The sequence below is a fragment of the Dermatobacter hominis genome, from assembly GCF_020715685.1.
GTDB classification, from domain to species: domain Bacteria; phylum Actinomycetota; class Acidimicrobiia; order Acidimicrobiales; family Microtrichaceae; genus Dermatobacter; species Dermatobacter hominis.
The window spans coordinates 1108102-1130339 of sequence record NZ_CP085840.1 but is presented as its reverse complement, the minus strand read 5'-3'; the positions used below and the strand labels follow the sequence as shown (position 1 = coordinate 1130339).

Annotated in this window: 18 protein-coding genes; 8 read left to right on the top strand and 10 right to left on the bottom strand. The window is 72.7% G+C overall.

Going from position 1 to position 22238, the window contains the following annotated elements; translation table 11 throughout:
- The first annotated feature begins 49 nt into the window (after nt 1-49).
- The gene (locus LH044_RS05290; protein WP_227758754.1) at nt 50-3568 is read left to right on the top strand and encodes a PKD domain-containing protein; all 3519 of its coding nucleotides are present in this window, start codon (nt 50-52) and stop codon (nt 3566-3568) included.
- Between the two features lie 28 nt (nt 3569-3596).
- On the opposite strand, the gene LH044_RS05285 is transcribed toward LH044_RS05290, so the two are convergent.
- On the bottom strand, nt 3597-5225 hold the full coding sequence (locus LH044_RS05285) for an acyl-CoA synthetase (RefSeq protein ID WP_227758753.1): 1629 nt from the start codon (nt 5223-5225) through the stop codon (nt 3597-3599).
- 100 nt (nt 5226-5325) lie between these two features.
- Between LH044_RS05285 and LH044_RS05280 the strand changes: the two genes are divergently transcribed.
- The 4 genes from LH044_RS05280 to LH044_RS05265 are packed head-to-tail and all read left to right on the top strand — an operon-like array spanning nt 5326 to nt 8668.
- On the top strand, nt 5326-6489 hold the full coding sequence (locus tag LH044_RS05280) for an acyl-CoA dehydrogenase family protein (protein ID WP_227758752.1): 1164 nt from the start codon (nt 5326-5328) through the stop codon (nt 6487-6489).
- A gap of 16 nt (nt 6490-6505) precedes the next feature.
- Nucleotides 6506-7348, top strand: coding sequence for a sugar nucleotide-binding protein (locus LH044_RS05275; RefSeq protein ID WP_227758751.1), 843 nt, complete (start codon nt 6506-6508; stop codon nt 7346-7348).
- A gap of 19 nt (nt 7349-7367) precedes the next feature.
- Nucleotides 7368-7598 carry a hypothetical protein gene (locus tag LH044_RS05270; RefSeq protein WP_227758750.1) on the top strand — a complete coding sequence of 77 codons (231 nt, stop codon included), beginning with the start codon at nt 7368-7370 and terminating at the stop codon, nt 7596-7598.
- Between the two features lie 20 nt (nt 7599-7618).
- The gene (locus LH044_RS05265) at nt 7619-8668 is read left to right on the top strand and encodes an LLM class F420-dependent oxidoreductase (protein ID WP_227758749.1); all 1050 of its coding nucleotides are present in this window, start codon (nt 7619-7621) and stop codon (nt 8666-8668) included.
- A 111-nt stretch (nt 8669-8779) separates the two neighbouring features.
- Here the strand turns inward: LH044_RS05265 and LH044_RS05260 are convergent, their stop codons facing one another.
- The 3 genes from LH044_RS05260 to LH044_RS05250 form a co-directional block, all read right to left on the bottom strand.
- A complete protein-coding gene (locus tag LH044_RS05260; protein WP_227758748.1) occupies nt 8780-9499 on the bottom strand; it encodes a hypothetical protein in 720 nt (239 codons plus the stop codon).
- Nucleotides 9500-9711: 212 nt separating this feature from the next.
- Entirely contained in the window at nt 9712-10668 is a 957-nt protein-coding gene (locus tag LH044_RS05255; protein WP_227758747.1) for an NAD(P)H-dependent flavin oxidoreductase, read from the bottom strand.
- 82 nt (nt 10669-10750) lie between these two features.
- Nucleotides 10751-12007 (bottom strand): NAD(P)/FAD-dependent oxidoreductase, encoded by a 1257-nt coding sequence (locus LH044_RS05250; protein WP_227758746.1) that lies wholly within the window; start codon nt 12005-12007, stop codon nt 10751-10753.
- A gap of 72 nt (nt 12008-12079) precedes the next feature.
- Between LH044_RS05250 and LH044_RS05245 the strand changes: the two genes are divergently transcribed.
- A complete protein-coding gene (locus LH044_RS05245) occupies nt 12080-12583 on the top strand; it encodes a phosphoribosyltransferase (protein WP_227758745.1) in 504 nt (167 codons plus the stop codon).
- A gap of 33 nt (nt 12584-12616) precedes the next feature.
- On the opposite strand, the gene LH044_RS05240 is transcribed toward LH044_RS05245, so the two are convergent.
- The 3 genes from LH044_RS05240 to LH044_RS05230 form a co-directional block, all read right to left on the bottom strand.
- Nucleotides 12617-13615 carry an aldo/keto reductase family protein gene (locus LH044_RS05240; RefSeq protein ID WP_227758744.1) on the bottom strand — a complete coding sequence of 333 codons (999 nt, stop codon included), beginning with the start codon at nt 13613-13615 and terminating at the stop codon, nt 12617-12619.
- A gap of 77 nt (nt 13616-13692) precedes the next feature.
- A complete protein-coding gene (locus LH044_RS05235; protein WP_227758743.1) occupies nt 13693-15102 on the bottom strand; it encodes a wax ester/triacylglycerol synthase domain-containing protein in 1410 nt (469 codons plus the stop codon).
- A 94-nt stretch (nt 15103-15196) separates the two neighbouring features.
- Complete coding sequence (locus tag LH044_RS05230) at nt 15197-16825, bottom strand: VanW family protein (RefSeq protein WP_227758742.1); 1629 nt, start codon at nt 16823-16825, stop codon at nt 15197-15199.
- A gap of 129 nt (nt 16826-16954) precedes the next feature.
- Between LH044_RS05230 and LH044_RS05225 the strand changes: the two genes are divergently transcribed.
- Both LH044_RS05225 and LH044_RS05220 read left to right on the top strand, forming a co-directional pair.
- A complete protein-coding gene (locus tag LH044_RS05225; protein WP_227758741.1) occupies nt 16955-17872 on the top strand; it encodes an SDR family oxidoreductase in 918 nt (305 codons plus the stop codon).
- Nucleotides 17873-17924: 52 nt separating this feature from the next.
- Nucleotides 17925-18785 (top strand): MaoC family dehydratase, encoded by an 861-nt coding sequence (locus tag LH044_RS05220; RefSeq protein WP_227758740.1) that lies wholly within the window; start codon nt 17925-17927, stop codon nt 18783-18785.
- Between the two features lie 21 nt (nt 18786-18806).
- Here the strand turns inward: LH044_RS05220 and nucS are convergent, their stop codons facing one another.
- The 3 genes from nucS to typA all read right to left on the bottom strand — a co-directional run bounded on the left by nucS (nt 18807) and on the right by typA (nt 22174).
- On the bottom strand, nt 18807-19466 hold the full coding sequence (nucS, locus tag LH044_RS05215; protein ID WP_227758739.1) for an endonuclease NucS: 660 nt from the start codon (nt 19464-19466) through the stop codon (nt 18807-18809).
- Nucleotides 19467-19535: 69 nt separating this feature from the next.
- Nucleotides 19536-20087 carry a DUF4395 domain-containing protein gene (locus LH044_RS05210; RefSeq protein WP_227758738.1) on the bottom strand — a complete coding sequence of 184 codons (552 nt, stop codon included), beginning with the start codon at nt 20085-20087 and terminating at the stop codon, nt 19536-19538.
- Between the two features lie 188 nt (nt 20088-20275).
- On the bottom strand, nt 20276-22174 hold the full coding sequence (gene typA / locus LH044_RS05205) for a translational GTPase TypA (RefSeq protein ID WP_227758737.1): 1899 nt from the start codon (nt 22172-22174) through the stop codon (nt 20276-20278).
- Nucleotides 22175-22238 lie beyond the last annotated feature (64 nt).

The following is a 22238-nucleotide window of genomic DNA, read 5'->3' as shown; positions in this document are numbered from 1 at the left end:
TGGAGGCCGGCGACGCTGGGAGAGCGCCGTCCGAGGAGGGAACGGGTCGATGTCTCGACGACTGCTGGGGATCCTCGGCGCGGTCGCGCTCCTGGGGGCCGTGCTGGCGGTGGCCGGCACCACGGCGACGCCCCGACCGGCCGCTGCGGCCACCGTCGGACCGCTGCACACGAACGGCAACGACGACCGGATCTACGACGCCGCCGGCAAGGAGGTCCGCCTCGTCGGCTTCAACTGGAACGGCACCGAGAACGGCGGCCGCGCCGACAAGCAGAAGGTCGCCGACGGCTGCGGGGTGGTCTGGCGGACGCCGGCCGACCCGATCGGCGGCCAGCCGTTCAACTACGACGACGCGTACCAGCGGATCGCGGACCTCGGCTACAACGTCCTGCGCATCCCGATCTCGTGGAACAACCTCGAGCCCATCGCCCCGACGTGGAGCGCGGCGAGCGGGACCTACGTCCACGACTGGAACCAGACCTACCTCGACGACCTGCGGTCGATGGTGACCAAGGCCAAGGCCGCCGGCCTGATGGTGATCGTCGACATGCACCAGGACTACTGGTCGCCCGCCCTGCACCGCATCACCAACTGGGACGGGTCCTCGGGCTACTGCGAGGGCGTCGGCATGCCCCGGTGGATGTACCCGACGGCCGACGGCAAGGCCACGACGACGCAGAACACCGACTTCTACCAGTCGATGAACTGGTTCTTCCGGAACCTCCACGACCCGCTCGCCACGACGACGCAGCAGACGCCGTGGCAGCTGCTCTCGGCGGCGTGGGACAAGCTCGCGTACGAGTTCTCACCGGCGTCCGGGTTCGCCGCGGCCGACGCCGTCGTCGGCGCCGACGTGTTCAACGAGCCGTACTTCAGCTACGTGGGCGGGAGCCCGCCGGCCGGCCAGAGCGTGCTGCAGGCCGCCGGCGCCCGCCTCAAGACGTTCTACGAGGCGATCGGGCCGGCGATCACCGCCCGCAACCCGGGCTGGCTCCTCTTCTTCCAGGACTCGACCGGGGGTTACAACGCCGCGAACCCGGCGGTGCGCGAGACGCCGACCATGACCGCGAAGCCGGCGGTGCCGGGCAACTGGGTGTACTCGGCGCACATCTACGCCTTCAGCTACGGCACGTTCTCCGACGGGGTGGTCCGCCACGACGACTTCGGCATCACCGTCGCCAACCAGCTGCTGGCCAACGCGCGGGCCTGGAAGGTGCCGCTGTACATCGGCGAGTTCACGAACTTCTCGGTGGGCGTCGACGCCCGCCAGATGACCGCGGCGACCATGGCCCAGACGCGCCTGTTCCTCGACTGGGCGAAGGCGAACCGCGTCAACTGGACCTTCTGGGCGTACGTGAACCCGTACTGGCCGATGGCGTTCCAGAACTACCTGACCAACCAGCCGATCCCGGTGATCCGCGACGCGCTGGCCACCGGTCTGGACTCGCCCACGGACCCGCCCGACCCGCCCGACCCGCCGGGCTCGACCTATGCGAGCGACACCTTCGGCCGCGCGGTCACCGGCGGGCTCGGCTCCGCCGAGGTGGGCGGCGCGTGGACCGTCGGCGGCGGCGCCACGAACTTCGCCGTCTCGGGCGGCACGGCGCGGGTCGTCGCGTCGGCCGGGGGCAGCCGCACGATGTCGCTCGACTCGTTCCAGTCGACCGACACGAAGATCACGACCCGGCTGGCGTTCGACAAGGCGCAGACGGGCGGCGGCTCCTACGTCGCCGTCATCGGGCGCCGCGTCAACGCGTCCAACGACTACCGGCTGAAGCTCCGGGCGCAGGCCGGCGGTGCCGTCACCGCCCAGGTCGTCCGCGTGGTCGGCGGCGCCGAGACCGTGGTGCAGACGCTCGCCACCGTGCCGGGCCTGTCATGGGGCGCCGGGCAGTACGTGAAGGTCCGGTTCGAGGCGCAGGGCACGTCGCCGACGGCGCTGCGGGCCAAGGTGTGGGCCGACGGCGCAGCCGAACCGACGTCCTGGACGCTGCAGACGACGGACTCGACCGCCGGCCTGCAGGCGGGTGGCGGCATCGGCCTCTGGGACTACCTCTCGAGCTCGGCGACCAACGCCCCGGTGACGCTGCTCGTGGACGACCTGCTCGCCACGCCGGTCGCCGGCGGGACACCGCCGGCCAACCAGCCGCCGACGGCGTCGTTCACCACCTCGTGCACGGACCTGACGTGCTCGGTGGACGCGACCGGGTCGGCGGATGCCGACGGGACGATCGCGTCGTACGCGTGGTCCTTCGGTGACGGTCAGACCGGCAGCGGGGTGACGTCGTCGCGGACCTACGCGGCGGCGGGGACCTACACGGTCACGTTGACGGTGACCGACGACGACGGGGCGACGGCGTCGACGACGCGGCAGGTCGGCCCGACCGCACCGCCGCCGACGAACCAGCCGCCGACGGCGTCGTTCACCACCTCGTGCACGGACCTGACGTGCTCGGTGGACGCGACCGGGTCGGCGGATGCCGACGGGACGATCGCGTCGTACGCGTGGTCGTTCGGTGACGGTCAGACCGGCAGCGGGGTGACGTCGTCGCGGACCTACGCGGCGGCGGGGACCTACACGGTCACGTTGACGGTGACCGACGACGACGGGGCGACGGCGTCGACGACGCGGCAGGTCGGCCCGACCGCACCGCCGCCGACGAACCAGCCGCCGACGGCGTCGTTCACCACCTCGTGCACGGACCTGACGTGCTCGGTGGACGCGACCGGGTCGGCGGATGCCGACGGGACGATCGCGTCGTACGCGTGGTCGTTCGGTGACGGTCAGACCGGCAGCGGGGTGACGTCGTCGCGGACCTACGCGGCCGCGGGGACCTACACGGTCACGTTGACGGTGACCGACGACGACGGGGCGACGGCGTCGACGACGCGGCAGGTCGGCCCGACCGCACCGCCGCCGACCGGCGTGCTCGGCGCCGACGCCTTCGGTCGCACCACGACCGGCGGGTGGGGGAGCGCGGACGTCGGCGGCCCGTGGACCACCGCGAGCGCGGCCACCAGCTTCGGCGTCGGCGGCGGCACCGGCAACGTCTCGATGACCGCCGGCGCCGGCCGCAACGTGTACCTGGCCGGCGTGCTCTCGTCGTCCACCGACGTCGCGTTCACGATGAGCCTCGACAAGGCCGCGACCGGCGGCGGCGTCTACGTGTCGCCGATCGGTCGGCGCGTCGTCGGCGTCGGGGAGTACCGGGCGAAGGTCCGCGTGCTCGGCGGCGGGCAGGTCGCGCTGTCCCTGGTCCGGGCGAGCTCGACCGGTGCCGAGACCACGATCCGCGCCGAGGCCAACGTGGCCGGGCTCACCGCGACCGCGGGGACCCAGCTCCGGGTGCGGCTCCAGGTCACCGGGACCAACCCGACGACCGTGCGGGCCAAGGTCTGGGCGGCGGGCGCGGCCGAGCCGGCGGGGTGGACGGCCTCCGTCACCGACGCCACCTCGGGCATGCAGGTCGCCGGATCGGTGGGGTTCAACACCTACCTGTCGAGCAGCACGACGAACGCGCCGCTCACCGTCCGCTTCGACGACCTGGCCGTCACCCCCGCAGCCTGACCGTCCCCGGCGGGGCCGGCCGTGGGGATCAGTCGACGCTGATGCCCAGCCCGTCGATCGCGTACTGCTTCATGCGCTTGTAGTCGACCTTGCCGTTCGGGGCCCGTCCGATCGTGTCGATCGACAGCACGCGCTTGGGCGCCTTGTAGTGGGCGAGCTGGCCCTTCACGTGGACGATGAGCGCCGACTCGTCGACGGACGCGCCGGCCGCCGGCTCGACGACGGCCGTGATGGCCTCGCCGAACTTCTCGTCGGGCACGCCCACCACGACCGCGTCCGCCACGGACGGGTCGGTCTTGAGCGCCTCCTCGACCTCCTCGGGGAAGACCTTCTCGCCACCGGTGTTGATGCACACCGAGCCGCGCCCGAGCAGCGTGATCGTGCCGTCGGCCTCGACCGTGGCGTAGTCACCCGGCATCGAGTAGCGCACGCCCTCGTAGGTGATGAACGTCGCCGCCGACTTCTCGGGGTCCTTGTAGTACGCGATCGGCACGCGGCCCGGGACGGCGACGCGGCCCCGCTCGCCGGAGCCGGGCGCAACCGGCGTCCCGTCGTCACCGAAGACCTTGCAGCCCTCGCCGAGCGCGAAGTGCGCCGTCTTCTCGGCGGAGTCGCCGGCCGACACCGAGCTGCCCATGCCGATGGCCTCGGACGACGAGAACGTGTCGACGAGCAGCATGCCGGGGTTGTGCCGGAGCAGGTCGGCCTTGGACTGCTCGGACCACATGACGCCCGACGAGGCGATGAGCACGAGGCTCGAGATGTCCCAGCGGCCCGGGGCGGCGTCGAGGGCGCGGACCATCGGCTTGGCGAAGGCGTCGCCCACGATCGTGAGGGCGCCGATGTGCTCGCGCTCGATCGTCTCGAGCACCTCGTTCCAGTCGAGCGACCGGTCGACCAGCGTCACGACCGAGCCGGCCTGGGTCAGGAAGATGTTGGCGGTGAACCAGCCGGTGCCGTGCATGAGCGGGCACGCCGGCAGTCCGGCCGGACCGGGCTGGGCGAGGTCCGCGATGACCGCCGGCACGCCGCCGACCGCGTCGGGGTCCTGCGCCAGCTTGGGGTTGCCGGTCGCGCACGTGACGCCGATGAGGTCGTCCTGGCGCCACATCACGCCCTTCGGCATGCCGGTGGTGCCGCCGGTGTAGATCATGACGACGTCGTCGCCGCTGCGACCCCACTCGGGGACGACGCGACCGGGCGCCGAGCCGGCCACCTGCTCGTAGTCGTCGGCCCAGTCGGGGCGGGGCCCCGAGCCGTCGTCGACCCAGATCCAGTGCCGGACGCCCGGCAGCCGGTCCTTCACCGCGGCCACGCGGTCGGCGAACGTGCCGTGGAAGATCACGGCCACGGCGTCGGCGTTGTCCCACAGGTAGACGAGCTCGTCGTCGAGGTACCGGTAGTTGGTGTTGACCGGCACCATGCCCGCCTTGAAGGCCGCGTAGCAGCCCTCCATGTACTCCGGGCAGTTGTAGAGGTACAGCGCCACCTTGTCCTGGTGGACCGCCCCGCCCTCGAGCAGGTGGTGGGCGACCCCGTCGGCACGGGAGTCGAACTCCTTCCAGCTGTAGCGGCGGTCGCCCTGGACCTGCGCCTGGGCGTCGGGGAACTTGTCCGCGATCGCCTCCCACAGCTCGGCGAAGTTCCATCCGGCCATCGACGACCCCCCTTGGGTTCGAGTGTCCTGCGGCTCGTGATCGGCCCACCGAAGCGAGTTCCGTGCGGCGCCGTGGGCCCGAACGGTACCGTCCGCCGCCATGGACTTCGAACTACCGCCCGAGGACGATCCCCGACGGGTCGCCGTGCGGGAGTGGCTGGACGCTCACCCGGCTCCATCGGGGCGGGACCTCGCCGAGGCGGGCTACGTGGCCCCGCACTGGCCGGCGCCGTGGGGGCTGGACGCCGACCCGATCCACCAGCTCGTCATCGATGACGAGCTCCGCAGAGCGAAGGTGCGCCGGCCCAACAACCCGATCGGCATCGGCTGGGCGGGGCCGACGATCATGGCGGCCGGCACCGACGAGCAGAAGCAGCGCTACCTCTTCGGCCTGCTGTCGGGCGAGGACACCTGGTGCCAGCTGTTCAGCGAGCCGGGTGCGGGGTCTGACCTGGCCGCCCTCGGCACCAGGGCGGTCCGCGACGGCGACGAGTGGATCGTGGACGGCCAGAAGATCTGGACGTCGCTCGCGCACCACTCGCGCTACGGGATCCTCATCGCCCGCACCGACCCCGACGCGCCGAAGCACAAGGGCATCACGTACTTCATCTGCCCGATGGACCTGCCGGGCATCGAGATCCGCCCGATCGTGGAGATGACCGGCCACCACAACTTCAACGAGGTGTTCCTCACCGACGTCCGGATCCCGCACGAGCTCGTGGTCGGGGAGCCGGACGACGGCTGGCGCCTCGCCAAGGTGACGCTCGCGAACGAGCGGGTCTCGCTCTCCTCGGGCGGGGCGCTGTGGGGCATGGGGCCCGACGCCGAGGACCTGCTCGACGTCATCCGCGCCGCCGGCGGGCTGCACGACGCCGTCGAGCGCCAGCGGGCGGCGCAGCTGCACATCGAGTCCGAGATCCTGCGCCTCATCCGGCTCCGGACGGTCACGGCGGCGATCGCCGGTCGCCAGCCCGGCCCCGAGGCCTCGATCCGCAAGGTGCTGGCCGACGAGCACGGCCAGCGGATCATGGCGCTGGCCAAGGACCTGGCGGGCCCGGCGGGGATGCTCGACGACGTCGGGCCGTTCGGGGGACCGGTCGACCTCTGGCAGTTCGGGTACCTGTTCGCCCAGGCCCTGACGATCGGTGGGGGCACCGGCGACGTGCAGCGCAACATCGTCGCCGAGCGCGTCCTCGGGCTGCCCCACGACGTCGACGTCGAGGAGGGGCTGACGTGGGCCGAGACGCGGCGCGCCGCGGGCTGAGCGGGCGGGTCCGGGGGTGGCCACGCGATCGCCCCGGCGGGTGCTCGTCACCGGGGGAGCGGGCAACGTCGCCGGGTGGCTCGCCCGCACCGTGCCCGGCGACGTCGAGCTGCACGTCACCCGCCACCGCACGCCCGTGCCCGTCGACGTGGCGGCGGTCGCGACCGTCCACGGGGCCGAGCTGACCGACGCGGCGGCGACCGTGGAGCTCGTGCGGGCGGTGCGCCCCGAGGTCGTCGTGCACACCGCCTACGTGCAGTCGGACCGGGCCGCGATCGTCGATGCGACCGCGTCGGTGGCCGGTGCGGCGGCCGACGTCGGCGCGTCGCTCGTGCACCTGTCGACCGACGTCGTCTTCGCCGGCGACCGGCCGCCCTACGCCGAGGACGCTCCGACCGACCCGATCACGGACTACGGCCGGTGGAAGGTCGAGGCGGAGCGTGCCGCGCGGGAGGCGCTGCCCGACGTGTGCACCACCCGGACGTCGCTCGTCGTGTCGACGGACCCGATGGACCGATCCACCGGCGCGCTGGCCGCCGCGCTGGCGACGGGCCAGGAGGTCCGGTTGTTCCACGACGAGCTGCGCCAGCCGATCCGGGCCGACGACCTGGCCGCCGAGCTCTGGGCGCTGGTCGCGCTCGACCGAGCACGGCGGGCGGGGGCCTGGCACCTGCCCGGGCCCGAGCACCTGTCGCGGCTCGAGCTGGGCCTGCGGCTCGCGGCCCGGCTGGGCCTCGACGCCGGCCCGGTGGTGGCCACGTCCGCTGCGGACCACGCCACGCCCCGCCCTCGGGACCCCGAGCTGATGGGCGCCCGCAGGGTCGAGCTGGGGGTCCGGCTGCGGCCCGTCGACGGGTGAGCGGGTACCGTGTCGGCCGATGGCCAGCACGACTGACGACGAACTGAAGGTCCGCGCCAAGGTGGTCGCGGCCGAGGACCTGCCGGGCGTGCCCGCCGGGACGAGGGGGCGGGTGACCCTCAAGAACGGGTTCCGCTGGATCCGCTACCGGGTCGAGTTCGACAACGGCGTCGGCGTCGGGTCGCTCGACCGGGCGCAGCTGGTGCGGGCCAAGGACTGGGACCGCGAGCAGAAGCTCGCGGCGAGCTGAGCACGGACACGGGGGGCAGCATGAAGCTGAGCATGCAGATCGGCTACTCGGGGGGTTTCGCCGAGTCGGTCGCACAGGTCCAGGCCCTCGAGAAGGCGGGCATGGACATCGTCTACGTCGCCGAGGCGTACGGCTACGACGCCCCGACGCTCATGGGCTACCTGGCCGCCGAGACCGACACGATCCAGATCGCGTCCGGGATCCTGCCGGTGTACACCCGGACGCCGACCCTGCTCGCCATGACGGCGGCCGGGCTCGACGACCTGTCCGGCGGACGGGCCATCCTCGGCCTCGGCGCCTCGGGCCCGCAGGTGATCGAGGGCTTCCACGGCGTGGCCTACGACGCGCCGATCCAGCGCACCCGGGAGATCATCGACATCTGCCGCAAGGTGTGGCGCCGCGACGAGCCCGTCGTGCACGACGGCAAGAAGTACCAGCTGCCGCTGCCCGAGGGGCAGGGGACCGGCCTCGGCAAGCCGTTGAAGATGATCACGCACCCCGTGCGGTCTGCGATCCCGATCCACGTGGCGTCGCTCGGCCCGAAGAACGTCCAGATGACCGCCGAGCTGGCCGACGGCTGGCTCCCCATCCTGTTCCACCCCGAGCGGTCCAGGGATGTCTGGGGCGCCGACGTCGACGCCGGCCTCGCCAAGCGGTCGCCCGACCTGGGCCCGCTCGACGTGGTCGCCGGCGGCCTGCTGTCGATCGGCCCCGAGTCCGAGGTCGGCGGGTTCCGCGACTTCAGCCGGGCCATGATCGCCCTCTACGTGGGCGGCATGGGCGCACGCGACCGGAACTTCTACAACCAGCTCTTCCAGCGCTACGGCTACGAGGCCGAGGCCAAGGAGATCCAGGACCTGTACCTCGACGGCAAGAAGCAGGAGGCGGCCGCCGCCGTCCCGTCGTCGTTCCTCGAGGAGACCTCGCTCTGCGGCGACGAGGGCTACGTGAAGGACCGGATCGCGCAGTTCGCGGACGCCGGCGTGACCGTGCTCAACATCACGCCGATCGCTCCCGACCTGGAGGGCCAGCAGCGCATGGTCGCCAAGGTCAAGGAGCTGGCGGGCTGATCCGACCCCGACGCTTCGTCCTGCGCCGGGGGCAGGACGAAGCGACTGGGTGGGCGCGATCCCCGGCGCACCGGCTCCTGGCGCGGACCGTCGCAGGGCGACGGCCGCGGATCAGGCCGGCGGCTCGGTGGTGGTGGTCGTCGCCTCGGTCGTCGTCGTCGTCGTGGTCGGCGCCTCGGTGGTCGTCGTGACCGGGGGCGCCGTCGTCGGCGGCGTGCCGCCGTTGATCAGCGGCGACAGGATCGGCATCGCCCGCGACTCTTCGCAGTCGACGTTCGCCGAGTAGCTCCACGACAGGAGGCCGGCCTTCGGGCCGAGGAAGATCCCGCCGTACTCGACCGAGGCGGAACCGCTCTGGCCGAACTCGACCGGGGTGCCCTTGACGACGCCGAGCGTGAAGAACCGCTCGCCCTCGATCAGGTTCTCGGGATCGGGGTTGTTCACCGACACGACGCCGATGTGCAGCGGCACGACGAACGGCGTGACGGTGGCCTGCTCGACCGCCATGCCGGCGCCGTCGCCGGCGTTCAGGTAGATCTCGGCGCCGAGGCCGTTGGCGTTGCTGCAGTACTGGAACTCACCCGAGATCTGCTTGTCGACGGCGAGCAGGGTCCCGGCGGCCGGGTCCGCGATGCCCGCCATCGAGAAGTTGGTGGCCGGCGCCTCGGGGGCCGGGTCCTCCTGGGCCTGCGTGGGGACGCTCCAGGCGACGAGCCCGGCCGCGGCGATGCCGGCAGCGGCCAGCGCTCGGCCGACCGCCCGTCCTCGTCGGCCCCGTCTCCGGGTTCCCGCCTCCATCGCCTCCATCGCCATTCCCCCAGTGGCCCTCACGGACCGAACAGGCTCGGCGCCCACCGCACGCTTGTGCGCGGTCGGGACCGGTCTTCCACAGCTCCCGCACGGTACCACCGGACGGGACCAGGGTCACGCCCTTGGGTGAACCTGCCTCACCCATCCCGACCCGCCCGACGGCTGCCCGGAGGGCGGTCCGGCGGCCGTCCGACGGGCGGGCGGCGGACCGCCCCACGGCCCGTCGAGGGGTCTCAGCCGATGCGCTCGAGCACCGCCTCGGCCTCGGCCACCATCGACCGCACCAGGTCCCCCGCGGGGACCAGCTCGTCGATCGCGCCGATGGCCTGGCCGGCGGGCATGAACTCGCGATCGGGGTCCACCCCCGGTGTGCCCTCGTCGCCGCCGAGGTGGTTGGCGCCGTCCTCCATGGACCGCACCACCTGCATCGGGAACGGCTCGGGCACGCCCCCGGCCTCCTCGAACTCCCGTGCATAGGCCGTGCGCAGCACTCGGCAGGTCTTGCCCGTGTACGCCTTCGTGATCAGCGTGCCGTCCTCGGCCGAGGCCAGGATCCGCTCCTTGTACCCGGCGACCGCCTGGGCCTCGGGCGTGGCGATGAACCGGGTGCCCACCCAGACGCCGACAGCCCCGAGGGCGAGGGCGGCGGCCAGGCCGCGGCCGTCGAAGATCCCGCCGGCCGCGACCACGGGCGCGCGGTCGCCCACGGCGTCGACCACCTGGGGGACGAGGGCCATCGTGGCGATCTGACCGGTGTGGCCGCCGGCCTCGGTCCCCTGGGCGACGACCAGGTCGCATCCCGCGTCGACCGCACGCAGGGCGTGGGCGACCTTGCCGCACATGCTCGCCACCACGATCCCGAGGTCGTGGCAGAGGTCGATCACCTCGCCCGGCACGCCGAGCCCGGCGACGAACACGGATCCGCCTCCGTCGGCGATGGCCCGGACCTTGGCGCCCATGTCCTGCGGCGCGGCGGTGAGCAGGTCCACCCCGAACGGCTTGTCGGTGGCCGCCGCCACCGCCGCGATCTGCTCGACCATCTGGTCGGCGCCCATCGTCGAGGCGCCGAGCGTGCCGAGCCCCCCGGCCTCGGACACCGCCGCGGCCAGCGGGGCGTAGGACACGCCGCCCATCCCGGCGAGCATCACGGGGTGCTCGATGCCCAGCATCTCGGTCAGTCGGGTCTGCATGCGCGGCATCGTACGCGGGCGGTGCACGCCGTCCCGCACCCCGGTCCCCGGCTCGTCCCGGGTGCGGGCGCCGCGGTGGCGCTCAGCCGGCGTCGCGGTAGGCGCCGGGGCCGCTCAGGACGCCCCGGCGCCAGCGCGAGGGCGTGAACGGCAGCCCGCGGGGCGAGTCCTCGAACAGCCAGCGGGCGAAGTGGCGCCGCGTCCAGGGCGTGGCGCCGGCGACCCGGATCGCCGCACGGGCGCCCTTCCGGTGCTGCAGCGCCCGCACCAGCAGGGCCGACATGCGGTGGTCGGCGAGCAGCTCGTCCTCGACCGCCGCGGCGTAGCGGTCGGCGGCGTCGCCGAGCGCAGCCCGGTCGCGGATGCACTCGCCGGCCCTGACGCCGGTCAGGAGGGCCTGGCCGATGCCCTCGCCCGTCATCACATCGCACGCGCCGACGGCGTCGCCGACGAACAGCGTCCGCCGCGTGGCCTTCACCGACGAGTCGACGCGGGCCGGGATCGGCCAGGCCCGGTGCGGCGCCTCGGGCGTCGCGTCGGGTCCGAGCAGGTCACGGATCGCCGGCCGCCGCAGGAGCTCCTCCCACAGGGGGCCCATGTCGCCGACGGGGACCTTGCCCCCGCGCTGGATGCCGAAGCCGATGTTCGCCCGTCGCCCCTCGAGCGGGAACGACCAGAAGTAGCCGGGCAGGAGGTCCGCCTCGAACCGCACGTGGAGCTCGCTCGCGGCCCGGTCCCCGACGTCGCGGACGTACTGGCGGAAGGCGTGCCAGTCGCCGCGGTAGCCCGGCTCGGCCAGGCCGAGGGCCCGCCGCACGGGCGACCACATGCCGTCGGCGGCGACGACCCACCGGGCGCGCAGCTCGCGCCCGGCACCGCCGGACCCGACGGCGCCGGTCCCGTCGGCGGGGTCGGCCGACACCCGCAGGACGACGCCGTCGTCGTCCTCGGCCGCGTCGAGCACGCCGGTGCCGTCGAGCACCGTCACACCCTCCTTGCGGGCCAGGTCCACCAGCGCGGCGTCGAGGTCGAGGCGGGTGGCCACCGCGGCGAACCGGCCCTGGTCGGCCCCCGGCATCGGGAGCCGGATGGCGTGGCCCGACGGGCCCGTCACCCAGCACTCGTGGACGTCGATCCACGAGTCGACGACCGACGGGTCGAGGCCGAGGTCCTCGAGCTGGCGAAGGGCCAGGGTGGTCAGGCCGTCGCCGCAGGTCTTGTCCCGCGGGAACGTGGCCTTGTCGAAGACGGTGACGTCGATGCCGGCCCGGGCGAGGGTGATGGCGGCCGCCGTCCCCGCGGGTCCGGCGCCGACGACGGCGACGTCGAGGGTGTCCACGCCCGAAGGCTACGCGGTCGGACCGCTCCGGCTGGAACGGCGGGCGGTGCGCCCCGCCTACGATCTGCGGCCGTGACCACCGCGGAGCCGATCGAGGAGCGCGAGGCGCTCACCTACGAGCTGTTCGGCACCGCGATCCGCGACCTCGCCCACCAGGTCGACGACAGCGGCTGGGAGCCCGACTGGATCCTGTCGATCGCCCGGGGCGGCCTGCTCATCGGCGGGGCCCTGGCCTACGCGCTCGGCATGAAGAACGTCGCCACGATGAACGTCGAGTTCTACACCGACGTCGAGCAGCGACGGGACGTGCCGGTCGTCCTGCCCCCGGTGCTCGAGCTCGTGCACCTCGCCGACACGAAGGTGCTCGTGGCCGACGACGTGGCCGACACCGGCGAGACGCTGCAGCTCGTGCGCGACATGGTCGCCGACACCGTGGCCGAGGTCCGGACGCTGGTGGTCTACGAGAAGTCGCGGTCGGTGATCCGACCCGACTACGTCTGGCGGCGGACCGATCGGTGGATCGACTTCGCCTGGTCGGCGCAGCCGCCGGTCACGCGCCGGCCCGGCGTCTTCTGAGCGCCGGCCCTGCGCCGCCGGCCGGCACCCCCGTCAGGGGCGCGTCGGCGGGGAGACGGTCTTCGACGGGTCCCGCTCCAGCACCGGCTCCAGCACCGCGTCGACGGCCGCGACGAGGTCGTCGTCGAGGGTGAGGTCGGCGGCGACCACGTTCTCGGTCAGCTGCTCGGGACGCGAGGCGCCGACGATCGCGGAGCCGACGTCGGGGTTCCGCAGCACCCAGGCGACCGCGTACTGGGCCATCGTCAGGCCGGCGTCGCGGACCAGCGGCACCATCTTCTGCACCGCCTCGAGCACGTCGTCGCGCAGGAAGCGGCGGACGAAGTCGGCGCCGCCCTGGTCGTCGGTGGCGCGCGAGCCCTCGGGCACCGGCTGGCCCGGCAGGTACTTGCCGGTGAGGACGCCCTGCGCGATCGGCGACCAGACGATCTGGCCGACGCCGGCCGCCACGCTGGCCGGGATCACCTCGGCCTCGATCACGCGCCACAGCAGGGAGTACTGGGGCTGGTTGGAGATGAACGGGATCCGGAGCTCGCGGGCGAGCTCGGCGCCGGCGGTGATCTGCTCGGCGTCCCACTCCGACACGCCGATGTAGAGGACCTTGCCGCTGCGCACGAGGTCGGCGAAGGCGACCATCGTCTCCTCGAGCGGCGTCTCGTGGTCGTAGCGGTGGGCCTGGTAGAGGTCGATGTGGTCGGTCTGGAGCCGGCGGAGCGACGCGTCGCAGCTCTCCTGGATGTGCTTGCGCGACAGGCCGCGGTCGTTGGGGCCCGACCCGGTCGGCCAGTACACCTTCGTGCAGATCTCGAGGCCCTCGCGGCGCTGGCCGGCCAGGGCGGTGCCCATCACGGCCTCGGCGCGGGTGCCGGCGTACACGTCGGCGGTGTCGAACGTGGTGATGCCCTGGTCGAGCGCCTCGTGGACGGCGGCGATGGCCGTGTCGTCGTCGACCTGGGAGCCGTGCGTGATCCAGTTCCCGTAGGAGATGGCACTGACCTTCAGACCCGATCGACCCAGGTAGCGGTGTTCCACGTTCGTGCTCTCCTCGTTCGGTGCGTGCTGCGGCGGTCCTGCGGCACCTCGGCGGCACCGGACCCGACCGGCCTACCTCACGCCAGGTCGAGCACCTCGTCATAGCCCAGGCGGACGCACTCGATGAACGACTCGGGGTCGGGGACCGCGGCGGGGTCGATGTTGAGGCCGATGTTGAGGTCGTTCTGGTAGCTGAGCAGCGTGACGTTGCAGGCGGCGCCGGCCAGCGGACCGAAGGGGATGACCGCCTCGACCGGGATGCCGCGGAGGTACACCGGCACGGGCGAGCCGGGCACGTTCGACGCCTGGAAGTCGAGGCCCTTCATCATCGAGCCGAACACCTGGGTGACGACGGTGGTGGGCAACCGGTTGAGCAGGTTGGCCACGGGCTCGACGAGCTGGTTCGCGGGCTCGTCGCGCGCCGACATCATGCGGCGGCGGATCGTCCGCATGAGCTCGATGACGTCCTGGGCGTGGACCGGGATCTCGAAGCGGGCGGGGACGAACGCGTTGCCGGCCGTGTCGGTCATCTCGCCGCTGCGGACGTTGATCGGCATGCCCATCCGCAGGTCCTGGAGCGACGCCCCGTGACGCCCGTGGTACAGCTGCAGGCCCCGGACGAGGCCGGTGACGTACGTGTCGTTGAGCGAGCCTCCGACGCGCTTGCCGGCCTTCTTGGCCAGGTCGAGCGGGAGGCTCAGCGCCTCGAGGTGGCTCGACAGCGAGCGGCCCGACATGATCGGCGACATCGGCGCCGGCGACGGCCGGAGCACCCGTGCGGCCGACGCCGCCAGCTCGGCGCCGTTGGCGAACGTGCCGACCGGGTCGGCGACGGCGCTCGTCAACGTGTGGATCCCGGCGCCCGACAGCTCGCGCAGCAGGCCGACCTGGGTCCGGGCCTGGTGAGCGAGCGCGTCGGTGAAGCGCTCGGTCTGGTTGAGGACGTGGACCGGGGGAGCGGGCGGCATGGCCCGCTCGGGCGCGTCGGGCGTCAGGTCGAAGAGCTCGAGCATCAGCCGGACGCCGCCGACGCCGTCGGTCATGGCGTGGTGGAACTTCAGGATGAGGGCGTCGCGACCGTCCGCCAGGCCGTCGACCGCCGTGCACTCCCACTGCGGCCGGGCCCGATCGAAGCCCTGCACCGCGATCGGCTGGGTCATCCGCAGCAGGTCGCGCAGCGTGCCCTCCCCGGGCACCCTTGCCGCGCGCAGGTGGTAGTCGAGGTCGAAGTTCGGGTCGATCTCCCAGCGCGGCGGCGCCAGCGACATGAGGTTGGACCGCACCCGCTGCCGCAGCCGGGGGACCACGCGCGTCAGCCGCTCGAACGTGCGCCGCAGCGTCTCGCGGTCGATCGGGCGCTCGAGGAGGATCACCGTCGTGATCGTGGACCGCAGCATGGGGTCCTTCTCGATCGACCACATGAGCGCGTCCTCGTCGCTCATCCGGTCGTGGTACCGGATCGGGGCCTCGGTCGGGTCGTCGTCCACCGGCCCAGACTAGAGCCGGTGGGGCGTCGGCCGTCCGGTCGCCGTGCGTCCGGACCCGTGCGGTGCGCCGGTCGCCGGGCGCGTCGACCGACCGTCAGATGCAGCGGTAGCTGGCGGAGAAGTTCTGCTGGTCGGTGTGGCCGTCCACGAACGTCCGGGTGCGCTGCGTCGTGATCTTGCCGCAGCCGCTCTTCGGGTTCTGCGCCGTCTGCTCGCCGCGCGCGAACTGCGTCGACCACAGCTGCACCGTGATCGACGAGTCGGTGTAGGTCGGCCAGATGACCACGCCGTAGGGCGTGTTGTTCTTGATCTTCAGGTCGACGCTCGGGTAGGCGAGCGTCGCCTCGCGGCCGAACGGGTAGCGGCTGATGTACTCCGAGTGCGCCTTGTAGGCCGGGATGTCGAGGCCGGCGAAGAAGGCGGCGTTGAACAGCGTCGTGGCGTACTGGCTGATGCCGCCGCCGTAGTCCTCGGTGTGCTCGCCGTTCTCGATCACCGGGGCCTGGACGTAGCCCTTCTCGGGCGTGCGCTTGCCGATGAACTGGTTCACCGAGAACGTGTCGCCGGGGGCGATCAGCACGCCGCGGGTGGCGTCGGAGATCGTGTGGATGTTCTTGACGCGGGGCTGGCCGGCGGGGTGCCGCGTCGTGAACTCGCCGACGACCTGCTTCACGCCGAGGCCCTTGGCCCACTCGACGCCCTCGGCGGCCGTCATGGTCCGGGTCGGCAGGTCGATCTTCGTGGTGCCGGCGAGCAGGGCGTCGACGATCTTCTGCGGGGCCTCGGGGCCGCAGCAGACCTGGGCGTCCTGGCCGGGCTGGGGCACCGGGACGCCGCCCTGGATCGCGAAGCGCACGCCCGTCGGATTGCCGGACCCGGCGGGCATGTTGGCGGCCAGCAGCTTGGCGACCGAGTCGGCGTTCATCGTGAGCTGCGGCGTCGGGGCCTCGGGCGTGCCGCCGACGACGACGGCGAAGGCGGGCCGGAAGTCCTTGCCCTCGATCTCGAAGGCCTTGCCGGCGGCGCTGAGCTCGACCTTGCCGGTGGTGACCTGGTTCGCCTTGTCGACGAGCGCCTGCACCGACTGGTCGGTCATCTTCGGCTTGGTGACCGCCCGCTGCACGTCGATCGCGATGGGGGCGCCGAGGTCGGACACGCCCGAGGGCAGGGCGGCCGCGACCGAGTTCGTCGTCAGCTCGATGCCGTCCTTGCCGGGCACGAGCGCCACGCCCTCCTCGTTGGCCGTCATCGACGGCTCGACGGGATCGGAGCGCTTGTCGCCCTCGAGCGCGGCGAGCTGCTGCGTGAGCGCGGCGCCGTCGAGGGTCACCGCGGCGTCGACGGTGCGGGGCGACATCACCGAGCCGAGCCAGCGCACGGGTCGGGTCGGGAGCGGGTCGTCGCGGCCGACGTCCCAGGCCCGGGCGACCGAGCGGTCGACGTCGATGGACATCCCGAGCTCGCCGGCGGTGCTCGTGAGGTGGACGTCGCCGGCGTCGATCGTGACCTCGGTCGAGGGGAAGTCCTCGGCCATGGCCTCGACGGCCGTGGTGAGCTGCGCCTTCGTCATGCCGCCGACCGGCTCGCCGGCCAGCTCGACGTTGCGCACCACGGCGTCCCGGTTCAGCACCGCGGCGTCCACGGCCCACGCCGACGCGACGAGCGCGATGACGATCAGCGGCGCGGCGATGACGCCGACGAGCACCTTCCGGGGGCGTGACACCGCACTAGGGTCGCACACGGCCGTCGCCCGTTCGCGGCACCTCGCGGGGTCCGTTCTCAGGATCCCCCGGTCGGTGGCGCGGTCCCGACGGCCCGGGGGACCGGGACGAACCACCAGGGGGAAGCGAGCATGGGCATCTGCGAAGGGCGCGTCTGCGTCGTGACCGGAGCTGGTCGTGGCATCGGGCGCGCGTACGCGCTGACCCTGGCGTCGGAGGGCGCGTGCGTCGTCGTCAACGACCTGGGCGGCGAGATGGACGGCACCGGCAACCCCACGTCGGGCCCTGCGACCGAGGTGGTGGAGGAGATCCGGGCCGCCGGCGGCGAGGCGGTCGCCAACGGCGACGACGTCGCCAGCTTCGACGGCGCGGAGCGGCTGGTCCGCACGGCCGTCGACACGTTCGGCGACCTGCACTGCCTGGTGAACAACGCCGGCATCCTCCGCGACCGCATGCTCGTCAACATGACCGAGGCCGAGTGGGACGACGTCGTCCGCGTGCACCTGAAGGGGACGTTCGCCCCGACGCACCACGCCGCGAACCACTGGCGCGAGCAGACGAAGGCGGCCGAGGCCGGCGAGCGCGATCGGCCGGTCGCCCGGGTGATCAACACGACGTCGGTGTCGGGCATCTACGGCAACGTCGGCCAGACGAACTACGGCGCGGCCAAGGCGGGGATCGCGTCGTTCACGTTCATCGCCTCGATGGAGCTCGCCCGCTACGGCGCCACGGTGAACGCGATCGCCCCGGTCGCGCTGACCAGGCTCACCGAGGGCCTCGGCCCCGAGCGCACCGAGGAGCAGCGCGAGGCGATGGACCCCCGGTGGATCGCCCCCGTCGTCACCTGGCTGGCGTCCGAGGAGTCGTCCCACGTCACCGGCCGGGTGTTCGAGGCGTCGGGCCGGGTCCTGGCGGTGGCCGAGGGCTGGCACCGGGGCCCGGCGGCCGACCCCGTCGAGGACCCGGCCGCCATCGGCCCGGTCGTCGACGACCTGCTGTCGCGCGCCCGGCCGCCCGCTGACATGGAGGGCAAGGACCGACAGGTGTGACCAGCCCACGAGCTCCGTGGGCACGAGATCGACGAACGAGGAGAACAGCGAGATGCCGATCAACCCGGACGCAGTGGGCACGCGCGGCGAGCCGACCGAGTCGTCGTGGAAGAGCAAGGACGGCCTGCTCTACGCGGTCGGCGTCGGCGCGGGCCAGGACCCCTTGAGCGAGGCCGAGCGCCCGTTCTTCAGCGAGAACTCGATCGACGTCGAGCAGCGCATTCTGCCGACGATGGTCGTCACGCTGCCGAACATCGGCGGCGCGTTCGCGGCGATCGGCTCGTTCAACCCGGCGATGCTCGTCCACGGCGAGGAGCGGATCGTCCTGCACCGGGAGCTGCCGGTCGAGGGGAGGGTGTCGACCGTCGCAGAGATCACCGCCATCTGGGACAAGGGCAAGGGCGCGGTCGTCGAGATCACCAGCACGTCGACGCTCGTCGGCGACACCGATCCGCTGTTCGAGGTCGTGATGAGCGCCTTCATCCGCGGTGAGGGCGGCTGGGGCGGCGACCGGGGTCCGTCGGGCCCGCGCAACGAGGCGCCCGACCGCGAGCCCGACGCCGTGGTGACCACGCCGACCCGCCCTGAGCAGGCGCTCGTGTACCGGCTGTCGGGTGACCGCAACCCGCTGCACTCGGATCCCTCGTTCGCGGCGCTGGCCGGCTTCGACCGGCCGATCCTGCACGGCCTCTGCACCTACGGGTTCACCGGGCGGGCGCTGCTGCACGAGCTGTGCGGCTCGGACCCGGCCCGCTTCCGCACGATGGAGGGCCGCTTCTCGTCGCCGGTGATGCCCGGCGAGGAGCTGACCGTGCAGGTGTGGCGGACCGGCGACGGTGAGGCCGTCTTCCGGACGCTGGCGTCGGGCGACCGCGTCGTGCTCGACAGCGGCGCCGTCACCTTCGACGCCTGAGCGCCGCCCGGACCGGGCGGTTCAGAACAGGGTGAGGTCGGCCTCGCGCGCGCCGCGGAGCACGTCGTAGTCGACCTCGACGCACACGATGCCCCGGGCCTCGGCCAGCACCTTGGCCTGGGGCTTCACGACCTGGGCGACGAAGACGCCGCGCACGCCTCGGAGGTCGGGGTCGCGGTCCATGCGCTCGAGGTAGCGGACCAGCTGCTCGACGCCGTCGATCTCGCCCCGGCGCTTCACCTCGACGGCGACGGCCACGCCGTCGGCGTCGCGGCACAGCAGGTCGACCGGACCGATGTCGGTGGGGAACTCGCGCCGCACCAGCGTGAGGTCCTCGAGGATCACGGTCGGATCCGCGGCGAGGAGCTCCTGGAGGTGGGCCTCCACGCCGTCCTTCTGCAGGCCGGGGTCGACGCCGAGGTCGTGGGCGGTGTCGGACAGGACCTCGTGGAGGTGGATCGTGAGCCGCTCGCCCTTCGGGTTGGTCACCGTCCAGTGGTCCTCGTCCTCGACGACCACGTTCGGCGCGTTCATCCAGTTGAGCGGCTTGTACGCGCCGCCGTCGGCGTGGATGGCGACGCAGCCGTCCGCCTTCACCATGACGAGGCGGACGGCCTCCGGCAGATGGGCGGTGAGACGTCCGTCGTAGTCGACCGAGCAGCGGGCGATGACCAGGCGCACGGCCCGGACCCTACAAGCCGCCCCGGAACCCGATCGCGCTCCGGCGCCGGTCGGCCGGCGGGGCGGCGCTCAGCGCTCGGACGAGCCGGCGGCGAGGCCCGGGATCCGCAGCGAGAGGTCGTTGCACTCCTCGCAGACGGACTCGGGGATCACGCCCGCCCGCATCAGCACGGCGAAGATCCGGCAGCCGAGGCAGAACCCGAACGCCGCCTCGAGGAAGGCCGCGCCGGCCAGCAGCGCCACGACGATCCGTGACGCCCCGGTGGCGCCCGCCAGCCACAGCACCGAGCTGGTGACCGAGAACACCACGCCGATCGCCTGGGCGAAGCGCTTGGGCGGGCCGGGCACGTACTTGGCGTGCTGCGGCAGGCGGGACGCGACCACCCGGGTCGCGAACGTGCCGAGCGGGCTCAGCGTGGGGCCGGTGAGCACCCGGGCGACGAAGCCGTAGGTGAGCGGGACCAGCACCCAACCCCACCCGAGGACCGCCACGGCCAGGGCCATGACCACGACCCCGGTCGCGACCGTGCGGGCCGCGACGTCGTTGACCGGGTTCGGGAACGAGAACAGCCCGGTCCGGCCGGCGCCGGAGCTGGTCGGGGAGGGGGCGGTGGTGGTCACGTCACCAACCTACGACGGAAATCCCGACCAAACCACTCAAGTTTGCAGGACCGCTCCGGGTTCTGACGCCACAGAGCGGCGCCGGTGACGCATGGACGTCACGAGAATCCGGCTCCCGGGATTCTCATGTCGATCGTGCGTCGTGCAGCCCACCCTTTTGGCGTCAGAAACGGGGTGGGAGGGGCGGGTCAGGTGCGGGCGTGCTTGAGCGCCTTGGTGGCGCGGGCGCGGTCGCCGGCGTCGAGCAGCAGCTTGCGGAGGCGGATGCCCGACGGGGTGACCTCGACGCACTCGTCCTCGGCCAGGAACTCGAGCGCCTGCTCCAGCGACAGCACCTTCGGCGGCGTCAGCCGCTCGGTGTTGTCGGAGCCGGCGGCCCGCATGTTCGTCTGCTTCTTCTCCCGGCAGATGTTGACGTCCATGTCCTCGCCACGGGAGTTCTCGCCGACGACCATGCCCTCGTAGACCTCGTCGCCGGGGGCGACGAAGAGGGTGGCGCGCTCCTGGATGGCGACGATGGCGTACGCCGTCACCGGGCCGCGGCGGTCGGCGACCACCGAGCCCCGGTCACGGGAGCGGATCTCGCCGAACCACGGCGCCCAGCCGTCGAACACCTGGTGGAGCATGCCGGTGCCGCGCGTCTCGGTCAGGAACTCGGTGCGGAACCCGAGCAGGCCGCGGGCCGGGACCCGCTGCTCCATGCGGACCCAGCCGGTGCCGTGGTTCACGATGTCGGTCATCTGGCCCTTGCGAGAGGCCAGCAGCTGCGTGACCGCTCCCAGGAACTCCTCGGGCACGTCGATGGTGACGGCCTCGACCGGCTCGTGCAGCGTGCCGTCGATCTCCCGGGTGACGACCTGGGGCTTGCCGACCGTGAGCTCGAAGCCCTCGCGCCGCATGGTCTCGACGAGCACGGCGAGCTGCAGCTCGCCGCGGGCGTGGACCTCCCACGTGTCGGGCCGCTCGGTCGGCAGCACGCGCAGGCTCACGTTGCCCACGAGCTCCGAGTCGAGGCGCCCCTTGAGCAGGCGGGCGGTCATCTTGTCGCCGTCCAGGCCCGCCATCGGCGACGTGTTCACGCCGATCGTCATGGCCAGGCTCGGCTCGTCGACGGTGATGACCGGCATGGGCCGCGGGTCCTCGGGGTCCGACAGCGTCTCGCCGGTCGTGACGTCCTCGAGCCCGGCGACGGCGATGATCTCGCCCGGGCCGGCCGAGTCCGCCTCGACCCGCTCGTGGGTCTCGGTCACGTAGAGGACCGCGATCTTGGCCCGCTCGACCGAGCCGTCGGCCCGGCACCAGGCCACCTGCTGGCCCTTGCGGATCGTGCCGTTGAGGATCCGGCACATGGCGAGCCGGCCGACGAACTGGCTGGCGTCCAGGTTGGTGACCCACGCCTGCAGCGGGTGCTCGGGGTCGTGGGTCGGCGCGGGGAGGTGGTCGACGAGCAGCTCGAAGAGCGGCGTCAGGTCGGCGTCGAGGTCGTCGGGGGAGTCGGGCTTGGTCGTCGACGCACGCCCGGCGCGGGCGTTGCAGTAGACGATCGGGAAGTCGAGCTGGTGCACGTCGGCGTCGAGGTCGAGGAACAGCTCCTCGACCTCGCTGACGACCTCGTCGATCCGGGCGTCGGGACGGTCGACCTTGTTGACGGCCAGGATCACCGGCAGGTCGAGGGCGAGCGCCTTGCGGAGCACGAAGCGGGTCTGGGGGAGCGGACCCTCGGACGCGTCGACGAGCAGCACGACGCCGTCGACCATCGTGAGCGCCCGCTCGACCTCGCCGCCGAAGTCCGCGTGGCCCGGGGTGTCCACGATGTTGATCTTGACCTCGTCACGGCCGTCGCCGGTCCAGCGGACGGCGGTGTTCTTGGCGAGGATGGTGATGCCCTTCTCGCGCTCGAGATCCATGGAGTCCATGACCCGGTCGACCGTCTCGGCCCCCTCGCGGAACGCGCCCGACTGCTGGAGCATGGCGTCGACGAGCGTGGTCTTGCCGTGGTCGACGTGGGCGATGATCGCGACGTTGCGGATGCCCGGGACGGGCAGTGCGCCGGTGCCCGCGTCGGTCTGGGTGGCGGTGGAGGTCATGGCACTTCCGGTTTCGGGGGACCCACCAGTCTGCCCGACGGGACCCCTCGTCCCCGAACCACCC